The 19,792-nt window shown below is 55.0% G+C and carries 17 protein-coding genes and 1 pseudogene; 3 read left to right on the top strand and 15 right to left on the bottom strand.

Annotation, left to right across the window (positions count from 1 at the left end; translation table 11 throughout):
- Positions 1-18: 18 nt before the first annotated feature.
- The 11 genes from AC5JQH_RS16275 to AC5JQH_RS16225 form a co-directional block, all read right to left on the bottom strand.
- Entirely contained in the window at positions 19-1,014 is a 996-nt protein-coding gene (locus AC5JQH_RS16275; RefSeq protein WP_493805759.1) for a branched-chain amino acid ABC transporter permease, read from the bottom strand.
- 2 nt (positions 1,015-1,016) lie between these two features.
- The gene (locus AC5JQH_RS16270) at positions 1,017-1,904 is read right to left on the bottom strand and encodes a branched-chain amino acid ABC transporter permease (protein ID WP_008175912.1); all 888 of its coding nucleotides are present in this window, start codon (positions 1,902-1,904) and stop codon (positions 1,017-1,019) included.
- Between the two features lie 106 nt (positions 1,905-2,010).
- Positions 2,011-3,222, bottom strand: coding sequence for an ABC transporter substrate-binding protein (locus AC5JQH_RS16265; protein ID WP_273155898.1), 1,212 nt, complete (start codon positions 3,220-3,222; stop codon positions 2,011-2,013).
- Between the two features lie 72 nt (positions 3,223-3,294).
- Entirely contained in the window at positions 3,295-4,017 is a 723-nt protein-coding gene (locus AC5JQH_RS16260; RefSeq protein ID WP_008175916.1) for an ABC transporter ATP-binding protein, read from the bottom strand.
- Positions 4,014-4,817 (bottom strand): ABC transporter ATP-binding protein, encoded by an 804-nt coding sequence (locus AC5JQH_RS16255; RefSeq protein WP_008175919.1) that lies wholly within the window; start codon positions 4,815-4,817, stop codon positions 4,014-4,016. Before AC5JQH_RS16255 ends, AC5JQH_RS16260 begins: the two co-directional genes overlap by 4 nt.
- A 78-nt stretch (positions 4,818-4,895) precedes the next feature.
- The gene (locus AC5JQH_RS16250; RefSeq protein WP_273155896.1) at positions 4,896-5,699 is read right to left on the bottom strand and encodes an alpha/beta hydrolase; all 804 of its coding nucleotides are present in this window, start codon (positions 5,697-5,699) and stop codon (positions 4,896-4,898) included.
- Positions 5,700-5,703: 4 nt separating this feature from the next.
- Positions 5,704-6,120 carry a PaaI family thioesterase gene (locus AC5JQH_RS16245; RefSeq protein WP_008175922.1) on the bottom strand — a complete coding sequence of 139 codons (417 nt, stop codon included), beginning with the start codon at positions 6,118-6,120 and terminating at the stop codon, positions 5,704-5,706.
- Positions 6,117-7,766, bottom strand: a complete 1,650-nt coding sequence (locus AC5JQH_RS16240) for an AMP-binding protein (protein WP_014576407.1) — start codon at positions 7,764-7,766, stop codon at positions 6,117-6,119. Before AC5JQH_RS16240 ends, AC5JQH_RS16245 begins: the two co-directional genes overlap by 4 nt.
- Before the next feature lie 172 nt (positions 7,767-7,938).
- Positions 7,939-9,000, bottom strand: coding sequence for a proline racemase family protein (locus tag AC5JQH_RS16235; protein ID WP_008175927.1), 1,062 nt, complete (start codon positions 8,998-9,000; stop codon positions 7,939-7,941).
- Complete coding sequence (locus AC5JQH_RS16230; protein WP_108019406.1) at positions 9,000-10,142, bottom strand: zinc-binding dehydrogenase; 1,143 nt, start codon at positions 10,140-10,142, stop codon at positions 9,000-9,002. The genes AC5JQH_RS16235 and AC5JQH_RS16230 overlap by 1 nt, the downstream gene beginning before the upstream one ends.
- Positions 10,143-10,242: 100 nt before the next feature.
- Positions 10,243-11,346 (bottom strand): AI-2E family transporter, encoded by a 1,104-nt coding sequence (locus AC5JQH_RS16225; RefSeq protein WP_493805758.1) that lies wholly within the window; start codon positions 11,344-11,346, stop codon positions 10,243-10,245.
- Between AC5JQH_RS16225 and AC5JQH_RS16220 the strand changes: the two genes are divergently transcribed.
- Complete coding sequence (locus AC5JQH_RS16220) at positions 11,345-11,470, top strand: hypothetical protein (RefSeq protein ID WP_264752422.1); 126 nt, start codon at positions 11,345-11,347, stop codon at positions 11,468-11,470. The genes AC5JQH_RS16225 and AC5JQH_RS16220 overlap by 2 nt on opposite strands.
- 18 nt (positions 11,471-11,488) lie before the next feature.
- Here the strand turns inward: AC5JQH_RS16220 and AC5JQH_RS16215 are convergent, their stop codons facing one another.
- Positions 11,489-12,187 carry a DUF3592 domain-containing protein gene (locus AC5JQH_RS16215; RefSeq protein WP_493805757.1) on the bottom strand — a complete coding sequence of 233 codons (699 nt, stop codon included), beginning with the start codon at positions 12,185-12,187 and terminating at the stop codon, positions 11,489-11,491.
- Positions 12,188-12,408: 221 nt separating this feature from the next.
- Here AC5JQH_RS16215 and AC5JQH_RS16210 point away from each other — a divergent pair.
- Positions 12,409-12,951: pseudogene (locus tag AC5JQH_RS16210) on the top strand (formylglycine-generating enzyme family protein); the annotation flags it as partial.
- Positions 12,952-13,208: 257 nt separating this feature from the next.
- The gene (locus AC5JQH_RS16205) at positions 13,209-14,078 is read left to right on the top strand and encodes a formylglycine-generating enzyme family protein (protein ID WP_483112174.1); all 870 of its coding nucleotides are present in this window, start codon (positions 13,209-13,211) and stop codon (positions 14,076-14,078) included.
- A 14-nt stretch (positions 14,079-14,092) separates the two neighbouring features.
- Here the strand turns inward: AC5JQH_RS16205 and AC5JQH_RS16200 are convergent, their stop codons facing one another.
- From AC5JQH_RS16200 to AC5JQH_RS16190, 3 genes are read right to left on the bottom strand one after another with little or no spacing between them, the layout of a single operon-like run.
- Entirely contained in the window at positions 14,093-16,765 is a 2,673-nt protein-coding gene (locus tag AC5JQH_RS16200; protein WP_493805756.1) for a LysM peptidoglycan-binding domain-containing protein, read from the bottom strand.
- Positions 16,752-17,612, bottom strand: coding sequence for a DUF4123 domain-containing protein (locus AC5JQH_RS16195; protein ID WP_493805755.1), 861 nt, complete (start codon positions 17,610-17,612; stop codon positions 16,752-16,754). The genes AC5JQH_RS16200 and AC5JQH_RS16195 overlap by 14 nt, the downstream gene beginning before the upstream one ends.
- A complete protein-coding gene (locus AC5JQH_RS16190) occupies positions 17,581-19,695 on the bottom strand; it encodes a type VI secretion system Vgr family protein (RefSeq protein ID WP_493805754.1) in 2,115 nt (704 codons plus the stop codon). Before AC5JQH_RS16190 ends, AC5JQH_RS16195 begins: the two co-directional genes overlap by 32 nt.
- Between the last annotated feature and the right edge of the window lie 97 nt (positions 19,696-19,792).

Below are 19,792 nucleotides of genomic sequence, written 5' to 3'. Positions count from 1 at the left end.
TCCGAGCTAAAGCAGGCGTCAGCCCAGGTTCTTTTTCACGAACTTCTGGATCTCTCCCACGATACCGCTACGGAATGCCAGTACCGTCAGGACGAAAATCCCGCCGAGGATTGGGTCCACCCAGTCACGCAGGGCACCCTGGGACAACTGGTACTCGATGTTCACCACGAAGGTGGCACCAACCACCGGGCCCAACAGTGTTCCCATACCACCAACCAGAGTCATCAGGATGACCTCGCCCGACATATGCCAGTGGGCATCGTTGAGGGAGGCAAGCTGGAACACCACAGACTTCATGGAACCGGCCAGACCGGCCAGGGCCGCCGAGATGACGAACGCGAGCACCTTGTAGCGATCGACGTTGTAGCCCAGGGAGACGGCACGGGGTTCGTTCTGCTTGATCGCCTTCAGCACCTGGCCGAACGGACTACCGACGATACGCTGTACCAACAGGTAGCAGGCGATGAACACCGCCAGGACGAAGTAATACATGTTCAGGTTGTCTTCAAGATTGATGAAGCCCAACAACTCGCCACGAGGAATGCCGTGCATACCGTCCTCACCACCCGTGAATTCAGACTGGACGAAGAAGAAGAACACAAGCTGGGCAAGCGCGAGGGTTACCATCGCGAAATAGATACCCTGGCGACGAATCGACAGCAACGCAAAGCCAGTACCGAGCACTGTGGCCGCCAGCGTACCGGCGATGATGCCCATCTCGGTGCTTAGCCCGCTGTAATTACTGAGCAGGTAACCGGTGGTGTAGCCCCCTGTGGCCAGGAAGGCTGCGTGGCCAAATGACAACAGGCCGGTGAAGCCGAACAGAAGGTTGAACGCCACCGCAAACAGCGCGAAGCACAGGATCTTCATGAGGAAGACCGGATAGATCATGAACGGTGCCGCCAGCAGGAGGAGCAGCAGGACACCGTTCAGCATCATCTTTTTGCGATCCTGAGCGCCCTGTTCCTGAACGATAGCCTTGTGAATGTCGGCGGAATTGACTGGCTGATTCATGGTTATGCCTCCTTACCGAACAAGCCACTGGGCCGGAACATAAGAACCAGAACCATGACCAGGAAGATGATCGCCGAGGATGCCGGCGGGTAGAAGGTTTTGGTGAGCCCTTCAATCACGCCCATCAGAATACCGGTGATGATGGCGCCGCCGATGGAGCCCATACCGCCGATAACCACCACGGCGAAGACCGTAATCAGTGTGGCCGACCCCATGACCGGTGTCACCGAGTAGATGGGCGCGGCCAGAACACCTGCAAAGGCTGCCAGCGCAACACCAAACCCGTAGGTGAGGCTAATCAGAAGCGGCACGTTAATGCCAAAACCCTGCATCAATTGAGAGTCTTCCGTGCCGGCCCGCAGGTAGGCGCCCAGCTTGGTTTTCTCAATCACGAACCAGGTTGCAAAGCAGACGACCAGTGCCGCTACGATGACCCAGGCCCGGTAGTACGGCATGAACATGAAGCCGAGGTTTACGCCACCCTTGAACATGTCCGGCATGGTGTAGCGAAGCCCGGAAACCCCGAACCAGTTCACCAGTACACCCGAGATGATCAGCGCGACGCCGAACGTCAGCAGCAGACTGTAGATGTGATCCTGCCCCGCAATGCGACGCAGCAGAAAATATTCAATGGCGACACCGAAGGCACCAACCAGAAGTGGCGCCAGCAATAAGGCGACCCAGTAATTCACGCCCAGATAGTCGAACATCAGGACGGTGGTCAAAGCGCCGAGCATATACATTGCGCCATGGGCAAAATTGATGATCTTCAGCAGACCGAAGATGACCGCGAGCCCAAGGCTCAGAAGGGCGTAAAAGGCGCCGTTGATTATTCCGATCAGGAGCTGGCCGGATAGCACAGCTAAAGGGACGCCGAAAATCATGGACATTGGGCTAACTCCAGAAGCAGCACAGGGATTGTTTTTTGGCTTTATTCTTTTCCGTTTTCATGGGTTCGCCCTGCCCTGTTGCAGGACGAACCCATAACGGTCGCTTTTAGTTATTGACCAGCTTGCACTTGCTCTCGGAGAGCGGACGGTAGGACTCTTCGGCCGGGATGGTCCGCAGAATCTTGTACAGATCCCACTCGTTCTTGGACTCGGCCGGGGTCTTCACTTCCGCCAGGTACATATCGTGCACCATGCGGCCGTCAACGCGGATCTTGCCGTTCTTGGCAAACATGTCGTTGATCGGAGTGTCCATCATCTGCTTGCGCACAGTCTGGGCATCGTCAGAACCGGTGGCCTCTACGGCTTTCAGGTACTGCATGGCGCTGGAGTAGATGCCAGCGTGAACCATGGTCGGACGCACGCCGGTTTCTTCCATGAAGCGATCAGACCACTCACGGGTTTCATCGTTCATGTCCCAGTACCAACCGGTGGTGAGCTGGATACCCTGGGCCGTCTGAGCGCCAAGCGCATGTACGTCAGTCAGGAACAGCAGCAGTGCCGCCAGAGTCTGGCCGGACTGGGTTACGCCGAACTCACTGGCGGTGGTGATGGCGTTGGTTGTGTCGGCGCCGGCGTTTGCCAGACCGATAACATCAGCACCGGATGCCTGAGCCTGCAGGATGAACGATGAGAAGTCCTGAGTGGGGAACGGATGACGCACTGAACCGATGATTTCACCACCGTTGGCTTCGACCACGCGAGTCACGTCGCCTTCCAAAGCATGACCGAAAGCGTAATCGGCAGTCAGCATGTACCAGGTTTTGCCACCTTCTTTAACGACCGCACTGGCGGTGCCGTTGGCCAGCGGATAGGTGTCGTAGACATAGTGGATGTGGTTGGGGGTACAGTGTTCGTTGGTAATGCTTGAAGCAGCTGAACCGGAGATGATACCCAGGCGATCGTTCTCTTCCAGGATTTTGCTCACGGCAATGGAAACTGAGGAGGCCACCATACCGGCCACGAGGTCTACATCCTCGTTCTCAACCCAGCGACGGACGGTGCTGGATGAGGTATCCGGGCTGTTACGGTCATCGGCGCTGACCACTTCGATCTTGGCGCCGTTGACGTTACCACCAAAATCAGCGATGGCCATTTCCAGAGCTTTCAGACCGTTTGGTCCTGCCAGGTCACGGTAGGTGCCGGACATGTCCGCCAGATAACCGATCTTGACCGTGTCGTTGGAAATGGCCGCCTGGGCTCCGCCTACCATCATGGCTGATGCAACGGCTGATGTCAGAAGCTTTTTCATCATTGTCATTGTTGTATCTCCGCTACTGTCTTGCGTTGGTTCGGGTTGTTGTTACTTTTCTTGCTCTCGTCCTATCCGGGATCAGACCCCCAAATAGCCATCCAGCACCGACTGTTTTGCACTCAGTTCGTTGGCGCTGACTTCTTCCACAATCTGACCGTGCTCAACAACGTAATGACGGTCGGCTAACGGTGCTGCGAAGTGGAAATTCTGTTCAACCAGGACAATGGTCAAGCCCTTGTTTTTCAGGGCAATCAGGACCTCTCCCAGCTTTTCTACAATAACCGGGGCCAGGCCCTCTGTGATCTCGTCCAGCAACAGCATGTTGGCGCCGGTGCGCAGAATACGCGCCATGGCCAGCATCTGCTGTTCGCCGCCGGACAGCTTGGTGCCCTGGCTGAAGCGACGTTCATAAAGGTTGGGGAACATGTTGTAGATTTCTTCCAGGCTCATGCCGCCGCTACGCACAACTGGCGGTAGTGTCAGGTTTTCCTGGACACTGAGTGAGGAAAAAATGCCCCGATGTTCGGGGCAATACCCGACACCCAACCTGGCAATATGATGAGGTGCACAGGACATGGTCTCCTCACCATTGATCATAATGGAGCCGGTGCGCCGGCCAACCATATTCATGATGGCTTTGAGCGTTGTGCTACGGCCCGCGCCATTGCGACCCAACAAAGTCACCAGTTCCCCGCGGTTCACCACCATGTCGATGCCGTGGAGGATGTGAGACTCGCCGTAAAAGGCGTGCAATCCGGACAGTCGCAGCTGTTCGTACTCGCGGTCGGATTTCGTGGTCATTGCGCTGCCTCCGCCTGATCATTGTCGGCGGTGGTGCCGCGCTCGCCGCTACCATCACTGCCCATATACACCTCGCGAACCCGTGGATCGCCGGAAACCGTCGCGTAATCGCCTTCGGTCAGAACAGCGCCCTGAGCCAGTACGGTGATGCGATCACAGAGTTTGCTGACTACGCTGAGGTTGTGCTCAACCATCAGGACAGTTCGTCCTTCGGCAGCCTTGCGTACCAGTTCCACAACGCGATCAACGTCTTCCGAACCCATGCCCTGGGTTGGCTCGTCCAGCAACAAAAGTTGGGGCTCCATGGCAAGCGTGGTGGCCAGTTCCAACGCCCGTTTGCGCCCGTACGCCAACTCAACCGTGGTGGTGTTGGCGAATTCAGCCAGGCCCACGGCGTCCAGGAGCTCCATGCAACGCTGGTTGAGCTTGTGCAGGGAGTTACCGGATTTCCAGAAACTGAAGGAGGTGCCCTCGAACGTCTGCAAGGCTACCCGGATGTTCTCCAGCGCGGTCATGTGTGGGAATACGGCTGAGATCTGAAACGAGCGAACAATGCCCTGGCGGGCAATGGCGGCGGACTTCATGGTGGTGATGTCCTGATCCTTGAACAGGATCTGGCCCCGGGTCGGGATCAGGAATTTGGTGAGCAGATTGAAGACCGTGGTCTTGCCGGCACCATTGGGGCCGATCAGGGCGTGAATGTGGCCTTTCTGGACCTTCAGGTTCACGTCGTCGACCGCAACAAAGCCCTTGAATTCTTTGACAAGGTTACGGGTCTCCAGAACGTACTGTTCACTCATGAGCCAATCTACCTTTGTTATTGTTGTGCGTTTTATCTGACTACCAGATTAGATTGACGTATACGTAAACGTCAATACTTAATTGCAGTTTTTAAGTACACTCTCGCTACGCAAAAAGTCGTATAGGAGTTCTACTACCTGGTCCTGCTTTTCCAGGTGTGGCGAGTGCCCCGCATCCTCGAGAAGAACACCTCGGGCCTTTGGCCCGATGCCGGCAACGATATCCGTGACCTGCTCCGGCACTCCGTATTCGTCGTTTTCTCCCTGAATGATAATAGCCGGACATTCAATTGCCGCCAGCCAGCGACTGAAATCCATCGCCGCCTGAAACCCTTCGTCACGCCAGACTGTCTGCCAGGCGTTGAAAAGATCGTCAGTCCGGTTGCCGTGATAGCGCGCCAAACGATCCCGGATATCCGTCTCCCTGTAACGTACGGCCATTTCCTCGATACCAGCGAGGGTCAGGTGATCGGCATAGATGTGCGCCGCCATGGTCGCCAGCGCCTTTACACGCCCCCCCATGGTGCCGGCGGTCACGAGGGCAATGGAACCACCGTCGCTGTGCCCTATCAGCACCACATCCCTGATTTCGAGCTTGTCCAGGAGACGGGGCAACCACTGTTCGCCAGCTGCCTCAAGGTAATCGTGTGGGCGCGGGAGCTCTTCATCGGAAGAATGGCCATAGCCCTGACGATTGTAGATCAGCGCTTCGCAGCCGGTTGCTTTCGCGAGCTTCTCCGGAAACTTACGCCACAAGGCGATGCTGCCCAGGGACTCGTGGAGAAAAACCAGCACCGGCCCTTTCGGTTCCGCGTGCTGGATTCGCCTGACTTCCAGCTCAATACCGTCGCCTACCGGCACCATCATGTCACGAATCTGCATGGGATTACCGGTTTGGCGGAATTGAATAGGTCATGGTGGAGTGGGCAACCGGCTCTTCGGCACCTTCCGAGTAAACGAACACTTCGCCCACGCCCATGGTACGGCCGACTTTCAGCATGGTGGCACGGGCCCAGATGGGCTGATGCGCCACCGGCTTGCGCAGAAAATTAATGTTCAGATTGGTGGTCACCGCCAGGGGAACCAGGCCAATCTTGCTCAACAGCGCCGCATAAAGGGTGACATCCGCCAGCCCCATCATGGCCGGCCCGGAGACGGTGCCCCCGGGCCTGAGATGCGCCTCATCCACTTCCAGTTTCATTTCTGCCCAGCCATCCCCGAGCTTCTGCAGGGTGCCGTAGGCCTCCCCCTGCGGAAACTGCTCGTCAAGGAAGGCCTGCAGCTCTTCGAACGTAATGATCATGCGCCGATTTCTTCCTTGGCCTGATTACGCAGGACAAACCGCTGGATCTTGCCGCTGGGAGTCTTCGGCAGCTCATCGACAAACTCAATCTCCCGGGGGAAGGCGTGGGTCGAGAGCCTGCGACGAACCAACTCCTGCAGTTCGTCTTTCAGGGCCTGTTCGTCTCCAAGAGCGTAATCGCCCTTGATCACCACATAAGCCTTGATGATGGAACCGCGCTTTTCGTCCGGCTTGCCGACAACGCCGGACTCCGCCACAGCGGCGTGCTCAAGCAGCGTGCTCTCGACGTCTGCCGGTCCCACCCGGTAGCCGGCCGTGGTGATGATGTCATCATCCCTGCCACTGAAGGAGAAGTTGCCATTGCCGTGGTTGATGACCATGTCACCGGTGAGGTAGTAGCCGTTAACGAACGGGTCCTTTTCACCCCAGGTGTAACCGTCGAAGTGAAAAAGCGGGGACGCTTTTACGTCAACCGCCAGCTGACCAACTTCACCCTCGCCTACAACCTCGTTTTTCTCGTTCAGCGCGACCACCTTGTGGCCAGGAGAAGCATAGCCCATGGAGCCTTCACGGACCGGATGCGCCAGACCGTGGAAGTTGCAGCAGGTCATGCCAGTCTCGGTCTGGCCGTAATGATCTTTAACCGGGCAGTAGTGACGGTTGCGAATCCAGTTCACCACTTCCGGGTTCAGAGGCTCGCCGGCACTGCTGGCAACCCGAAGGCCCAGGTTCTCGCCTTCCGGCAGCACGTGATCGTTTGCCTTGAGCAAACGGTAAGCCGTAGGCGCCGCAGCCAGGTTGGTGATCTTGTACTTGCGGATCATGTCGTAGGTGGATTCCGGGGTAAAACCACCCGGGTTGAAGTGCGTGGCGTGGCCCATCAGCAGCGGCCCAACCACGGCATAGTAAAGACCGTAGGCCCAACCGGGATCGGCCACGTTCCAGAACCTGTCACCATCCTGCAGATCAATGGCGTATTTCATGTAAACGTAGAACGCCAGCAGCGCTTTGGCCGGTACCGCAACCCCTTTGGACTTACCCACGGTGCCGGAAGTGAACATCTGCAGGAACGGATCGTCGCCCTTGATCATGACAGGCTCAAAATCGCTCGACTGGGCCGCCAGGGTCTCTTCGAAGTCAGGGATGTCCGCGCCAATCTCACTGGCGTTTACACCCACAACCGGCGGGCAGACTTTGACGTCGTTCAGCTTGGGATAGTTCTCCGGGTTGGTCACCACCAGCTTGGTGCTGGCCCGCTCAAACCGGTACTCGATGGCCCCGGAACCAAAGGCCGTGAACAGCGGCTGATACACGGCACCAGCACGCAGGGTTCCGGCGATAACGATCAGCAGCTCCGGAGTGCGCGGCAGGAGTGCAGCCACCCGGTCGCCCTTTCCGATGCCCTGGGATTTCAGATAATTGGCAAAACGCGCAGAGGCCTCTTTCAGCTCGGCGAAAGTCAGAGTGCCGTCACCGCCATCTTCGGTTTCGTAGTAAAGCGCAACCCGACTCGGGTCATCTGCCCATTTGTCGCAGATTTCGTGACATACGTTGAGCCCGCTATCCAGACGTCCATCCAGGATGTCCGCTTCCAGAGCAGCAGGATCGAAGTTGTTGTAAACGTCGGTATATTCCGGAAGGCTCATTCTCAACTCCTGTTGTTTTTATCATTGAAAGCACGGGTCAAGGTTTAGCACAGGCTTCACTTTACGTAAAGGCAAACTTTAGACCAAAAAGGAAGAAATCTGCGGGGCTTTATGAGCAGGAAAAGCGGGTGCGACAGGCCTGCCGCACCCTTGAAGGGATCAAACACGAAAATCAGGATTTCGGCGTAATCTTCCCGGGATGGCGGCTTGAAAGTATGTGGTGCAGGGAGTCGCATTCCACCATGGGATCATCGCAATTGACCACGATGTCGGAGCGGGCAATGACATAACCCTTGCCGGTGATGCTGTTTTTGATCACCTGGTACTCACCCTCTTCCTCAACCGAAGTGAATTCACCGATAAAACCCGTCTCTCTGAGGGAAACGGTTTCCAGCTTGTCGCCCGGCTTGATACTGCCTTCGTAGTTCATCAACGCCAGACGGGCGGACGTGCCAGTGCCCGTTGTGCTCCGACAGATCACCCCGGGATGCACATAGGTTGCCGAGCGGGACCGGTAATAGCCCTCTGCCACATGTTCCACAGGGCCCATGAAGTGCAGGAACGGCAGTGGCCCTACGTCGCCAAGCGTATAATGGGAAAAGCCCCGCTCTGCCTGAATCGCCTCGACAATGGCGTGGGCGGTTTCTGCGAGTTTGCGTTCTTCGTCCAGGGTCAGATCGAAGCCCATGCTGGCTGCATCCACCAGCGCATAAAAGCCGCCGCTGTATGCAACACTGTAGGTAATCTCGCCCAGCGAAGGCACGTCGATGGTGGCCTTGTAGGTGTGGATATAGCTGGGCAGACCCTCACAGGTGATGGCTTCTACCACTCCGTCGTGCACCGTCGCCTCAATCTGGACCAGTCCGGCGGGCGATTCCAGTATAAAACTCTGCTGGCCTTCCTGTTTGGGCACAATGCCCGCTTCCAGCACCGCAGTAGCCGTGCAGATGGTGTTGGAGCCCGAGTAGATAGGGTAGCCCATGACTTCCATGATGATGTAACCGGCGGCAGCTCGCGGATCCGTGGGCGGCACCAACAGATCCACAGACATTTCCGGTATCCCGTAGGGCTCTTCCAGCAAAAGCCGGCGTAGACCGTCGGCGTCATCCCGCAGGTACTCCATCTGCGCTCGCACGGTATCACCGGGCAAAAGATCAATGCCACCGGTCACGATCCGGCTGACATCACCGCCGGCATGGGTATCCATCAACTGAATGGTAAGTTCCGGTTTCATCAAGCGCTCTCCAGTGACCAGGGTTGGCCGTGTTCTTCCCATTGTGAGTCGGGAACGATCACGATCTTGCCGAGATAATTACTACCCCGGTTCACAAAATATTCTTCTGCCCGGTGCAGGTCAGAAAGCCGAAACGCACCGTGCAGAACCGGTTTCAGTTGCCCTCCCCGGATCCAGGCCATTAGTTGTTCCGCCTCTTCGCGGGTGCCATGAGATACCCCGAAAATCTGTACCTGGTAGAGGTAGATCCGGGTCCACAGGATTTCGCTGATGTTGCCGCCACTGGCCCCGGCAATACTCAGGCGCGGGTAGGTGCTGCGGGCGTTCATATCGAAGATCATGGTGTCGATGAACACATCGGTCATCTCTCCGCCCACCAGGTCCATCACCGCATCAATGGGCTTGCCTCCGGTTTCCGCTTTCACCCGATCTACAAAGCTGTCCATATCGGAGCGATCCAGCACCGCCTCGGCGCCCAGTTCCAACAGCGCTGCCGCTTTGTCCTGTTTACTGAGAGCATAGGGAATAGCCCCCATAATTCGGCAAAGCTGGATCAGGGCCGTGCCAACGCCCCCGCTGGCGCCGGTCACCAGGACCCGCTCTCCGGCCTTGATGTTGGCCGAGGTAAGCATGTGCATGGCGGTCTGGTAGGAACACATGCCCATGGACGCCACTTCGGCATCCGCCAGTTCGGCATTGGGTATGTGATGGAACTGGTCAGCCGGCAGCGCTACGTATTCCGCGTAACCGCCGTCGGCACCGTGGCCGTAGTAATCGGGCGTGAGATTGATGTCTCGGCGGTCATTGGCGTAGATGTTGAAATCCAGAAGGCCCCGTTCTCCAATGCGGGACTCATCCACACCGTCACCAACAGCCACAACGCGCCCGGCGATGTCTGCCCCCTGGATCCGCGGAAAAACCAGCGTGGGCTTGCCGCCCATCTGGAAGGATGTCATTTCGCCTTTTTTGGTGGGATACAGCCCTTCCCGTGCCTTGCGGTCTGTGTTGTTCTTCGCCGTTGCCGTAACCTGAACAAGCACCTGACCGGCTCCGGGCGCAGGAACAGGCACGTCCTGGTACTCCAGTTTATCGACATCACCGTGACCGGTAAGAACCATGGCTTTCATGGTGTTCGGGATCATGGGCTGACGATCCTCCCTGTTTGCTGAATTTCGGGTATTCAAAGAGGATAGGTGAGTTTAGCGGGCGTGTCAGTGCGTGTTGCGGGTATCCATTATCAGACTACCGGGCAATCACTTTATAGACAGGACGCAGCTTGGGAATCTGCTTGAGTACCACCTGGATGACCGTCATCAGAGGCACCGCCAGGAGCACGCCTACCGGCCCCCAGAGCCAGCCCCAGAAGAAGATCGAGACGAAGATGATCACCGGATTGATCGCCATCCGAAAGCCGTGAATCCAGGGTTCGATAAAGAACCCGACCAGCGTGGTCAAACCCAGGAAGCCAAGTGGCGCAATGGCCATCATCCAGAACTCATCAAGGCTAATGGCAGAGACAATCGTCAGCATGGAGATAGAGAGAATAACCCCCAGGTAGGGAATGAACCGGGCAAGCCCGGCGACCAGTCCCCACACAGCCGGATCCGGCAGCCCGACGGCCCAGCAGATCAGACCAGTTGTGGTGCCGACGGCCAGGTTACTCAGGCCGAGAACGCCCAGGTACTGGGCAATCTGATGCTGAGAATCGTGGGTAATCCGAAGCACGGTTTTCCGCTGATCAATAGGCAACTGACGAACAAAGTTCTTGATCAGACGATCACCGCTCACCAACAGGAAATAGGTCAATGCCAGTGCCAAAGCCAGGCCAGCGATGCCGTTCCGGGCTTTGGTCATCAACTGGTTGCGCCAGGAATCCGTCTGCAGAACAACCGTCGTTGGCTGTTGCCTTTCTGACTCCGAGAGCTCCTCAACGGACTTTTCAACCTGTTCCGCAGACTCGGAGACTCTGGCGATCTGGCGACTGATTTCGCTCTCGCCCACCAGCAGCCTCGATATCCCCTGGGGCACTTCCTCAACCCACTTGAGGGCAGGCGTCGCGACGGCCAGTGTAATGCCGACGATGCCGGCGAGCACCAGGAGCACAAACACCAGGGAGCTGATCATCCGGGGAACCCGCCACTTAACGTATGCCTTCTTGACCAGGGGCGAGAGCAACAGGCTCGTCATCACCGCAAGAATAATGGGCAGGACAATCTGATGAGCAACGTACAGGGTGTACAGGATTCCCAAGCCGAACAAGCCGTATATCGGCGTGGCAAGATCCGATGAAATCAGCAGGCGCTTGTTCTCACCCGGCGGTTCCTTATTTGTGGATTGGTCTTCCATGATGAAGCCTGTATACCGTGAAAAAAAGCTGGCCCGGAAAATCCAGGCCAGTGTTAAAAACGGTCAGTCTACCTTCACCATGGCGCGAGCGCACCCGGGAGAGGGTTACGCGGGGTTCACTTGAGTCGTATTCAGCGCCCGATCAGCTCGCCATCTTTGGCAAAAAGGAGGTGTCCACCCAATACCGCTTGGGGTTTGTGGGATTGATGTAAACGGGAATGGACTCGCTCTGGATATGGTCCGAAGGATCAAACCAGAGGTTGCCGCTCCTGAAGACATGGATATCGGAGGTGACCGGATTCTGCCACTGGCAAACGATCTGATAGGGGCTCTTACCGTTCATGACGATCATCTGGTTCTTTTCGACACCCTGAAACATACCCTGAACCCGTTGCCCGGTTTTGCGAAGTTTGGCAGCCCCACTGGTCCTGACAGCGGGCACAACAAACATACCGGCTCCAACCATAAAGAAAACACCGCCCAAACCGCCTACGATCAGGGTGACTCCCCACAGCGAAAAGAATCCATCGATTCTTGCAGACTCAGCATTGCCGGGCATGAACAACACACGAACCGTCTCTCCGCGACTGTAACTCGGAGGGTTGCTGCCGCTGGATGAGAGGAACTCTGTGAGCCTGCCTTTTTCGTCTTCAAAACGGACGAGAGGATAGTAGGCATTGGAATCACTGGATCGTGATCGAATCAGGTCGGTTACAACGCCCGGCTTGGCTGTCGCGGTTTCAAGAAAGGTTGAAGTGCTCTGGAAAGAGAAAAAGGCGCCGACAAGCATGCCGACACCCACGAGTGAAAAAATCACCCGCAGCGTATTGAAGGTTTTCATATCAGTTCCCTTGAAGATTGCTTCCTTGCCCGAAAACACCCTGTTTTCGGAACTCGGAATTATACTCGATTCAACAAGGCTTGAAAGTCACAAGATGAGACGCGGTTCCTCCAATCCATACAAACTATCTCTATGGTAATTCTGTTGCTCCAAGCAAGTTGATAGAATATTCCCAACACATGGAGTGTTAACCCCATTGCCCGGAACATCCCGAACGCTTCCAGTCAAACCTACCGGCCGTAGTGTCATGGACCGATGCATCGGAGTTTTGCAGGTGGCTGGGCTCTCAAACTGATAAAAATATTCGGCTTCCAACCGAGGCGCAGTGGGAATATGCAGCCCGAAGCGGCGGTAAAACGTTGCGTTATGCCACTGAGAATGGACGTGCAGAAGAAGGTGTAACAATGGCCGCGCGCCCATCACAGTACCGACGGCAAAAACAAGCACTTCCGCAGCCGCCAGGGAGCTACCCTCCAAACCTGCTTGGCTTGCACGACATGTCAGGCAATGCTGCGGAATGGGTGAGAGACTATTATCGCGCCGATTATTATGAGCGCTCCCCTGTAAATAACCCAAAGGGACCCGAGAGCCCAGTCATAGAAAGCTGGAGCAACGAGCCCTACAGGATTCTCCGGGGCGGCGATTTTAGAGATTTTTCAGGGAACACAACAGTCACTAGGCGCAAAGCCATAGAACGGGTAACAAACGAATCGACGGGTTTCCGTTGTTCATTCTCAAAGAGTTTCACTGCGGAACATGCTTGAATTATCGACTTTCCGGATGCCCGTGTCGTTTTCGCTTTTAGCAATCTGATTCGGAAGCTCAGACTGTAGTGTTGCCTTGAGTAACCAAAGCCTACATCCATAGCATCCGAGTCACCCTGATTGGCCTCGAAAGTCACAAGATGAGACTCGGTTCTTCCAGTACACACAAACTATCTATTCGGTAATTCTGTTGCTTCAAGTAAGTTGATAGAATCGAGTAAACAAATGGAGTGTTAATCCCATTGCACGGAGCAAACATGCGTTACCACGTTATTTCCTCTCTTGTTGTCACTTCTGCCCTTTCCGGCTGTAGCCTGTATTACGAATCTCAGGCAAAAGACTTGGTCCAACGCCAGATGGACACCATGATTTTTGTCGAAGGTGGAGAGTTTTTGATGGGGAATCCTGGGGGATGGAGTGTTCGAAGCGATACTATCCCGGCACATCGTGTCATCGTTGATGATTTTTATATTCAGAAATACGAGGTTTCACAGCAGGATTTTGAGCTGTTCATGGCGGTTACGGGATATGAACCCTCAGACAGCCGCTATAAAGATATGAAGAACAAAATGCCGGAGCGTTTTGACAACGCATTACCAGCGGTCACGTCATGGATTGATTCAAATGCTTTTTGCCTTTGGTTGGGCAAACAGACCGGTAAAGAGGTCCGACTGCCCACGGAGGCTGAGTGGGAATATGCGGCACGCGCCCGTGGCCAAATGCTTCCGTATGCCACCGAGAGTGGAGAGGCAATTGAAAATGTCACGATGGCGGCCAAGACTGAAGTGAGCCGCTACTCCGATCCCTCTGCAAAAGCCTCACTACCAAACCCTCCCGGCGCATTTCCACCGAATGCTCTAGGCTTGTATGACATGTCTGGCAACGTTGGCGAATGGGTTGGCGATAAATACTCCAGTGATTATTATCAGAGATCTCCAATCGATAACCCTAAGGGGCCTGCAGTGGGACAAACAGACATCTTTGAAGGTCTTTCCTACCGGGTCCTTCGAGGAGGCCACTACGAAGAGTTTGAAGGAAACACAACCGTGACTCGCCGTAGGGGATCTGAGACACTAGCAGCAAATAGCCGAGGATTCCGATGTTCTTGGGATCCGGCAGGAAATTAACTTTTCAACAAATGCTAGCCGAGCACCCCTGACAACCACTGCTCGGTTCTTAGTGACTGGGGGGAACGAAATAACCTCTGAACAATGATTTTTGAGTAATTGGTCTTAAAATCATGGAAACTACCTTTACGCCCCCCATTACCAATTCTCTTAAAAACCTCTACCAATTCACGGTGGCTACTTATTGTCTCAAGAATTTGCATACTCGCTTCGTTGATCAATTCCTTATATGGATCCTTGAAGTTAAGAGAGCCTGAACTGTTTTTCGTTAGAGCGTCTAGTAATTCGGCCTTGGAAGGAGGGGTTAGCTTATTTAAGTTATCGTTCTCGATAATTACCGCAGCGACATCTCGAATTCGTGAATTGTCTTTTGTCAAATCCGCCCAAAACATTTCAATTCGTTCAACACCTTGAGAAACGATTTGGTTAAAGTCAGATTTAGTTATGGCGAATGTTTTAATTAATAAAGTAATATGCTTAAAAGCGCCTTCATCAATCCAATCCAAAAATCTAAAATCGCTCTGCTCTAGCGACCACCTAACAAACTTAACCAACTCCCAAATCTGCTCAGCATTCAGTTCCGCAGCAACGCCCCCACTCCCGCCGGGACCAAGAACCAAAGTACCCTTGAAAAAGGCCACGAGCTTGCTCTCGCGAAGTTCAATTTTGTAATCAAAACCAAAACCAATGCCGGATGAAACCGCAATTTCTGGCTTTACCTCAGCCAGCAATTCAAACTCAGGATCCCCCCCTGTTTGGTCATCAGTCGCTCCATCAACTTCCTTATAAGCAGCCCTCCACTTAACCCCAAATCTGGCTTCATTACTTACAGTTGCGCCAGCAAAGGCTTGCCCGTTGGTCTCTCCAGAGATACCAACATTCCCGGGTTCACTGGATAACTTCGCGTTTGCAGCGAGAGAAAGACAGGCACCCGCAAAACCCTGAATCCGGTACTCCGCATCGGCCCTGAAGTATCCACAGTGGAGCTCTATCGAGTTTCCCTGATGATCTTCGTACTCGAGGAGCACCTTTGCTCCGGTCTCATCCGGCAGCCTGGCCGCAAAAGTCGCCTCACCCTGCAGGAGACTGTACGCTCCTTGCATTTGGGTACCAATATAGGCTTGGCCCTTTTCGGGCTCGTAGTTGGCTTCCAGGCTGCACTGCGCGGCAAACCGGAACATCTGGGCTTCGGCACTTGCGGCGAAACGACCATCTTCGGTTGAAGCTTCTTTTTTGAATAATTCAATTTCCAACTGGTTGAAGAAGTTGTCCTCTTCGCTCTTCCATTCGGCAAACTTCACCTTGAGCGACCGGTCGCTCTTCAGGCCGTTTTTCGCCTCGTCCCAGGCCCGTTCAAAGTCGGCAGCACTCATAACTGCTCGAACATCCGAAGCCTTGAGCGGCTTCCAGTTACGGCGTAATTGATTCAGAACCTCCTGGCGGGCGTAGCGGAAACCCGCACCACCAGTGAGCTTAAGTTCGACCAGAGGTCGGGCCCTCATAGAGTCGAAATTCGGCTTGGCGAGAACATCGAGGGCCGAAGGCGGACTGGTTTTCACCAAACGCCTCAGGGTTTTCTCTATATCCACGATAAGGTCCCGTCGCTCCTGCTGCTCCTGACGGTACTTTTCAACTTCATCATGGTGGATTACGTTCCAAAGTCGGACAACCCAGGACACTTTCGCGGCATATTCGCTGACGTAATCCATGTAGGGAATCAGCTCATCATCGAGCTCATTCAGTCGTTTCTTTTTGTCTACCAAAGACTGAATATCGGCCTCTGCAATGAAATCCGGCCAACGGGTGTATTTCTTAAGTTCCTGGGCTTCATGCCTGAATTGTCTTATTTGCCGGCTGTCCAGCTCCTTATCGCTCTGGGCCATCCGATACTGCAGCTCAGCCTCCAACGCCGCCCGAAGAAACCTGAGCCTTTCATCCATTCCATCCAGGTCCTGCTTACTGGCTTCAGTTATGAGCTCGTAAGTCTCAACCTTGGTCTTTACAGCGGGCAGTGTCGCTTCCAGTTCAGCACAAAGCGTTGTGAAAACTTTTACTGAGAGCTGGTCTTTCCTGTCTGTGAGGTTGGATTGACTTGCGGGAAACAGAATCTGATTTCGGATCTGATTGATCTCATATTCAATCCGCTTTTCTCTACGACGCTGATGCTCGAGTCGTTGTCGCTCTCGTTTCCAGCGGGCCTCGTAGTCATTGAGCAGCTCCTTTGCTGTCGAACTTTGCTCAGTTTCGGGGAGTGCCCCCAACTCTCGAAGGCTGTCCCACGCCTTTTCGCGCGCAGCAGGTATATCCTCTACGGGCCCCGCTTCCGCTTCCTTTAGCTCAATCAAGGGCTCGTTGAGAGTCTCAATCTCACCAATCAGATCCTTCAGCTGAGTGCGACTAAGCGCATAGACAGTGTCTTCCTCACCAGTGACGTGGACAAGCGCTTCGCACTCAATTGAACACTGGGAGCATTCAAGATGATCTTTCGTATCATCATTAGCCGATTGCGCTGCCGGAAAAGCCTTTTGGTCTACGGAGTTTTCAGGGACAGTGAGATTCCATCCAGCTTCAATGTGATTCACATCCTTGATAATCGGATTCTCATTTTTGATCGCACTCAACGAAACCTGATACTTCGAAGCAATAGCTGAAAGCGTTTCCCCTGACTGAACTTTATGCTGTGGCATCCGTGCCCTCCAATATACGTTCCATCGCGTTCATACGGTCCGCCGGCGTCATCTCCGGGGCTTTCATAACTTTCTGAAAATCTGACGTCCCAACCAGATCAGAGCCAATGCGGATGCAAAGTCGCAACCAACGCTCTTGTAGTGAGGCGCTCTCACAACCGAGGTTCAATGCTCTCTGAAGCTGCTCCAGAACCCAGACTCTTCGGTCTCCGCTTTCAGGCAAATAATCCCGATAAACTTGCTCATAAGCCATTGCACGGTCAGCCAATCTATAGGGCGGCAACGCGGAGAGTTCAGACTGAACCAACGCGGGTTGTTCGGAGAGTTCTGTCTTTCCGGCTTGATCAGGCGATTGGTGTGCTTGCCAATCCGATCCGCTATGCCAGTAGATTGTTACTCCGGCATTCACGATCGGTTTTGCTCGCCCTGCAAAAGCCGCCAGCAATGGACGAAAAGACCTTGGATCGTAAAATCGAAACAGTCGCTCATCTGACTTTGCAAGTGCTAGCAACCATCCCTGAGCCCAATTAAAAACGCACGTCGAGCTTTCCGGCGAATCAATGAGGACTCCCAGCGGCAGAAAGCTCAATCGGTCTTTAAGCTTTCTATGAAATCGGGTGTCTCCATTGAGCGCCAGAAGTATGGGTCCTTGCTTCCATGAGGCCTGCCATCGGGTATTCTCCAGAAGACTCCACCACTGAACCGATCCATGCTGGTCAGCTTCGTAAAGAAATCTGAGGAAGCTATCATCGACCGCGAGGTCAATGACGGCAAAGTCCGCGCTGGAGGGTTCCTGGGCCAGCAAATCCAGGCTATCAAGCGTGCTGATGTAGTTTGCAGCGTCCATTCTCATCAAACTCACAATCGGAAACGACAGGCGCTCCCTGGTTGGCTGATTCCTTCAGCAATGTTGAGTGATCTGCCAAAACCTGCGGAGCACTCTTTCCGTTACCGCGTTGGGTGGTTTCTTCAACCTGCGAAACCTCCGGGCGTCCGATTGAGCCAGCAATCTCGGCAGGCAGCTCCGGGACTTTATACGCCACCCCACTCCCACTCCCAGGCCCACCGCCAGAGTTCATGCGCACCGAGGGCCCGGAGACCGTAACGCCACTGGGATCAAGCTTCAGAAAGCTGCCACCCGCCTTGAGCGTGAGTTCGGCGCCCGCCTCGATTACGACTTTCATACCCGCTTTGTGGTGGATCTCGGTGCCAGCTTCAACGAGCTGGTTTTTGCCCTGTTTGCTGTGAAGACTGCCACCGATGGAGAGGCTGTAATCACTTCCGACCGACTCACGCTGTTCGCCATCGACAGTTCGGTGCTCATTGCCTTTGACGTGACTGAATTCGTTGTTTTCGACCGTGCGGTGACTGTCGTTTCGAATCACCTCCGTGCGGTTGTTCTCGGTGAGCAGGTCCAGGTCTTTCTGGGCGTGGACGTAGATCTGTTCCTGATCCGCCTCATCCTCAAACCGCAGTTCGTTGCTGCCCTCGCCCTTGTGGGTCTTGGTTTTCAGGGTGGTGCGGGTTTTGTGTTCCGGCAGCCCATAGGGTGGCGTGTTGGTGATGTGATGGGTTCGCCCGGTGATGATGGGCTGGTCCGGGTCGCCGTCCAGGAAGGAGACAATTACTTCGTGGCCGATTCGTGGCAAGGCCATGAAGCCATACTGGCCGCCGGCCCAGCCCTGACTGACTCGGAGCCAGGCGCTGCTGTGTTCGTCGTTTTTCGAGTAGCGATCCCAAGGGAAACGGACTTTGACCCGGCCATGTTCATCGCAGTGGATCTCTTCGCCTTCCGGGCCGGTGACAATCGCAATTTGCGGGCCGTCCATCAGAGGACGATGGGGCGTTCGGGGACGCCAGGTCAGGTCTGCAGGTATGGCATTGAACCGGTTGTGATAGGTGGTGGGTTCGCTGCCGCCCTCCTCTTCCAGGGCCTGGGGCTGGGTGCCGGTGTGAGTGACGGCGGTCAGCAGCCATTCCCGATTCAGGGCGTCGCTGTCGTGCTCCTTCAGCTCAACCTTGGCGCCGGCGCTGAAGTCCGGGCGATTGCTCTCACCGGATGCGGTACTGGCATCATTGCGGAGGGATTGCAGTCTGGCTTCGGTAAACGGCTGGCCACTGGCATCGGCCTTGAAGCGGCCGGGGTAATCGTAGTGCTGGTAATCTTCCCGGTGCTTCAGGTCGCCGGAAGCATGCTGATGCATCAAAGCATAGGCGGGATTCTTAAAGGTATAATCCTTCATGGCCACAGAGGCCACCCTTACCCGCTCTTCATATCGAAATCGGTACATGACCGGGCGCCTGCTGCCGCCGCCGGCTTTGGCGTTATATTCTGCCGGCTCCAGCTTCGGTGCATCGCCATGATGGTCGGCGATTACAAGCGCCGGCTGTGTGTCTGCGTCCACGCTCCCGTGTTCATACCTGTAATGCCAGCCCTCTTCAGCCGCGAGACGTTCGAGGAAGGCCAGGTCGCTTTCTCGATGCTGAACACAATACTCCCGCTGCTCTGGAGTGCGTTTCAGATCGAAAACCGAGTCGATAATGCCGCGCTCTTCCAGCAAGGTACCCACGATGGTATCGCTGCTTTGGGTCTGGAAAATCCGGCTGTTGTGCATCAGTCCCAGACGCCAGAGCGGCGACTGAATATTCAGTTCATAGCGGGTGCGCCGGTGACCGGCATCGCCCCGAACAAATTCGTTGACCACACCGGTGAAGCGCCTTAGAGGCTCGCCATCCTGCCAGACCACAAGATCCACCGGTTGCTCAAGAATTTCCGCTGCCTGAATTGAGGGATCGGTACTGGCCAGCTCAAGCCGACCGTGAAACACCTCGGACAGGCATTCGGTCAGGGTAAAACCGACGAGTGAAAAAATATCAGAGGGGAGACCGCCAACGCGGACGGTGAACTGCAATCCATTTGCCTGGGGCATGTCTTCAATCCTTTGAAGTCATCAATCCGGATGATTCTGCTACAAAAACTGCACTATCCCTGGCAGTTCTTCCATCGTAGCGGGTGAAACATTAACA

Source organism: Marinobacter sp. H13 (genome assembly GCF_059072335.1).
Note: the sequence above shows the minus strand (reverse complement) of the source record. Positions and strands in the feature narration are given on the sequence as shown.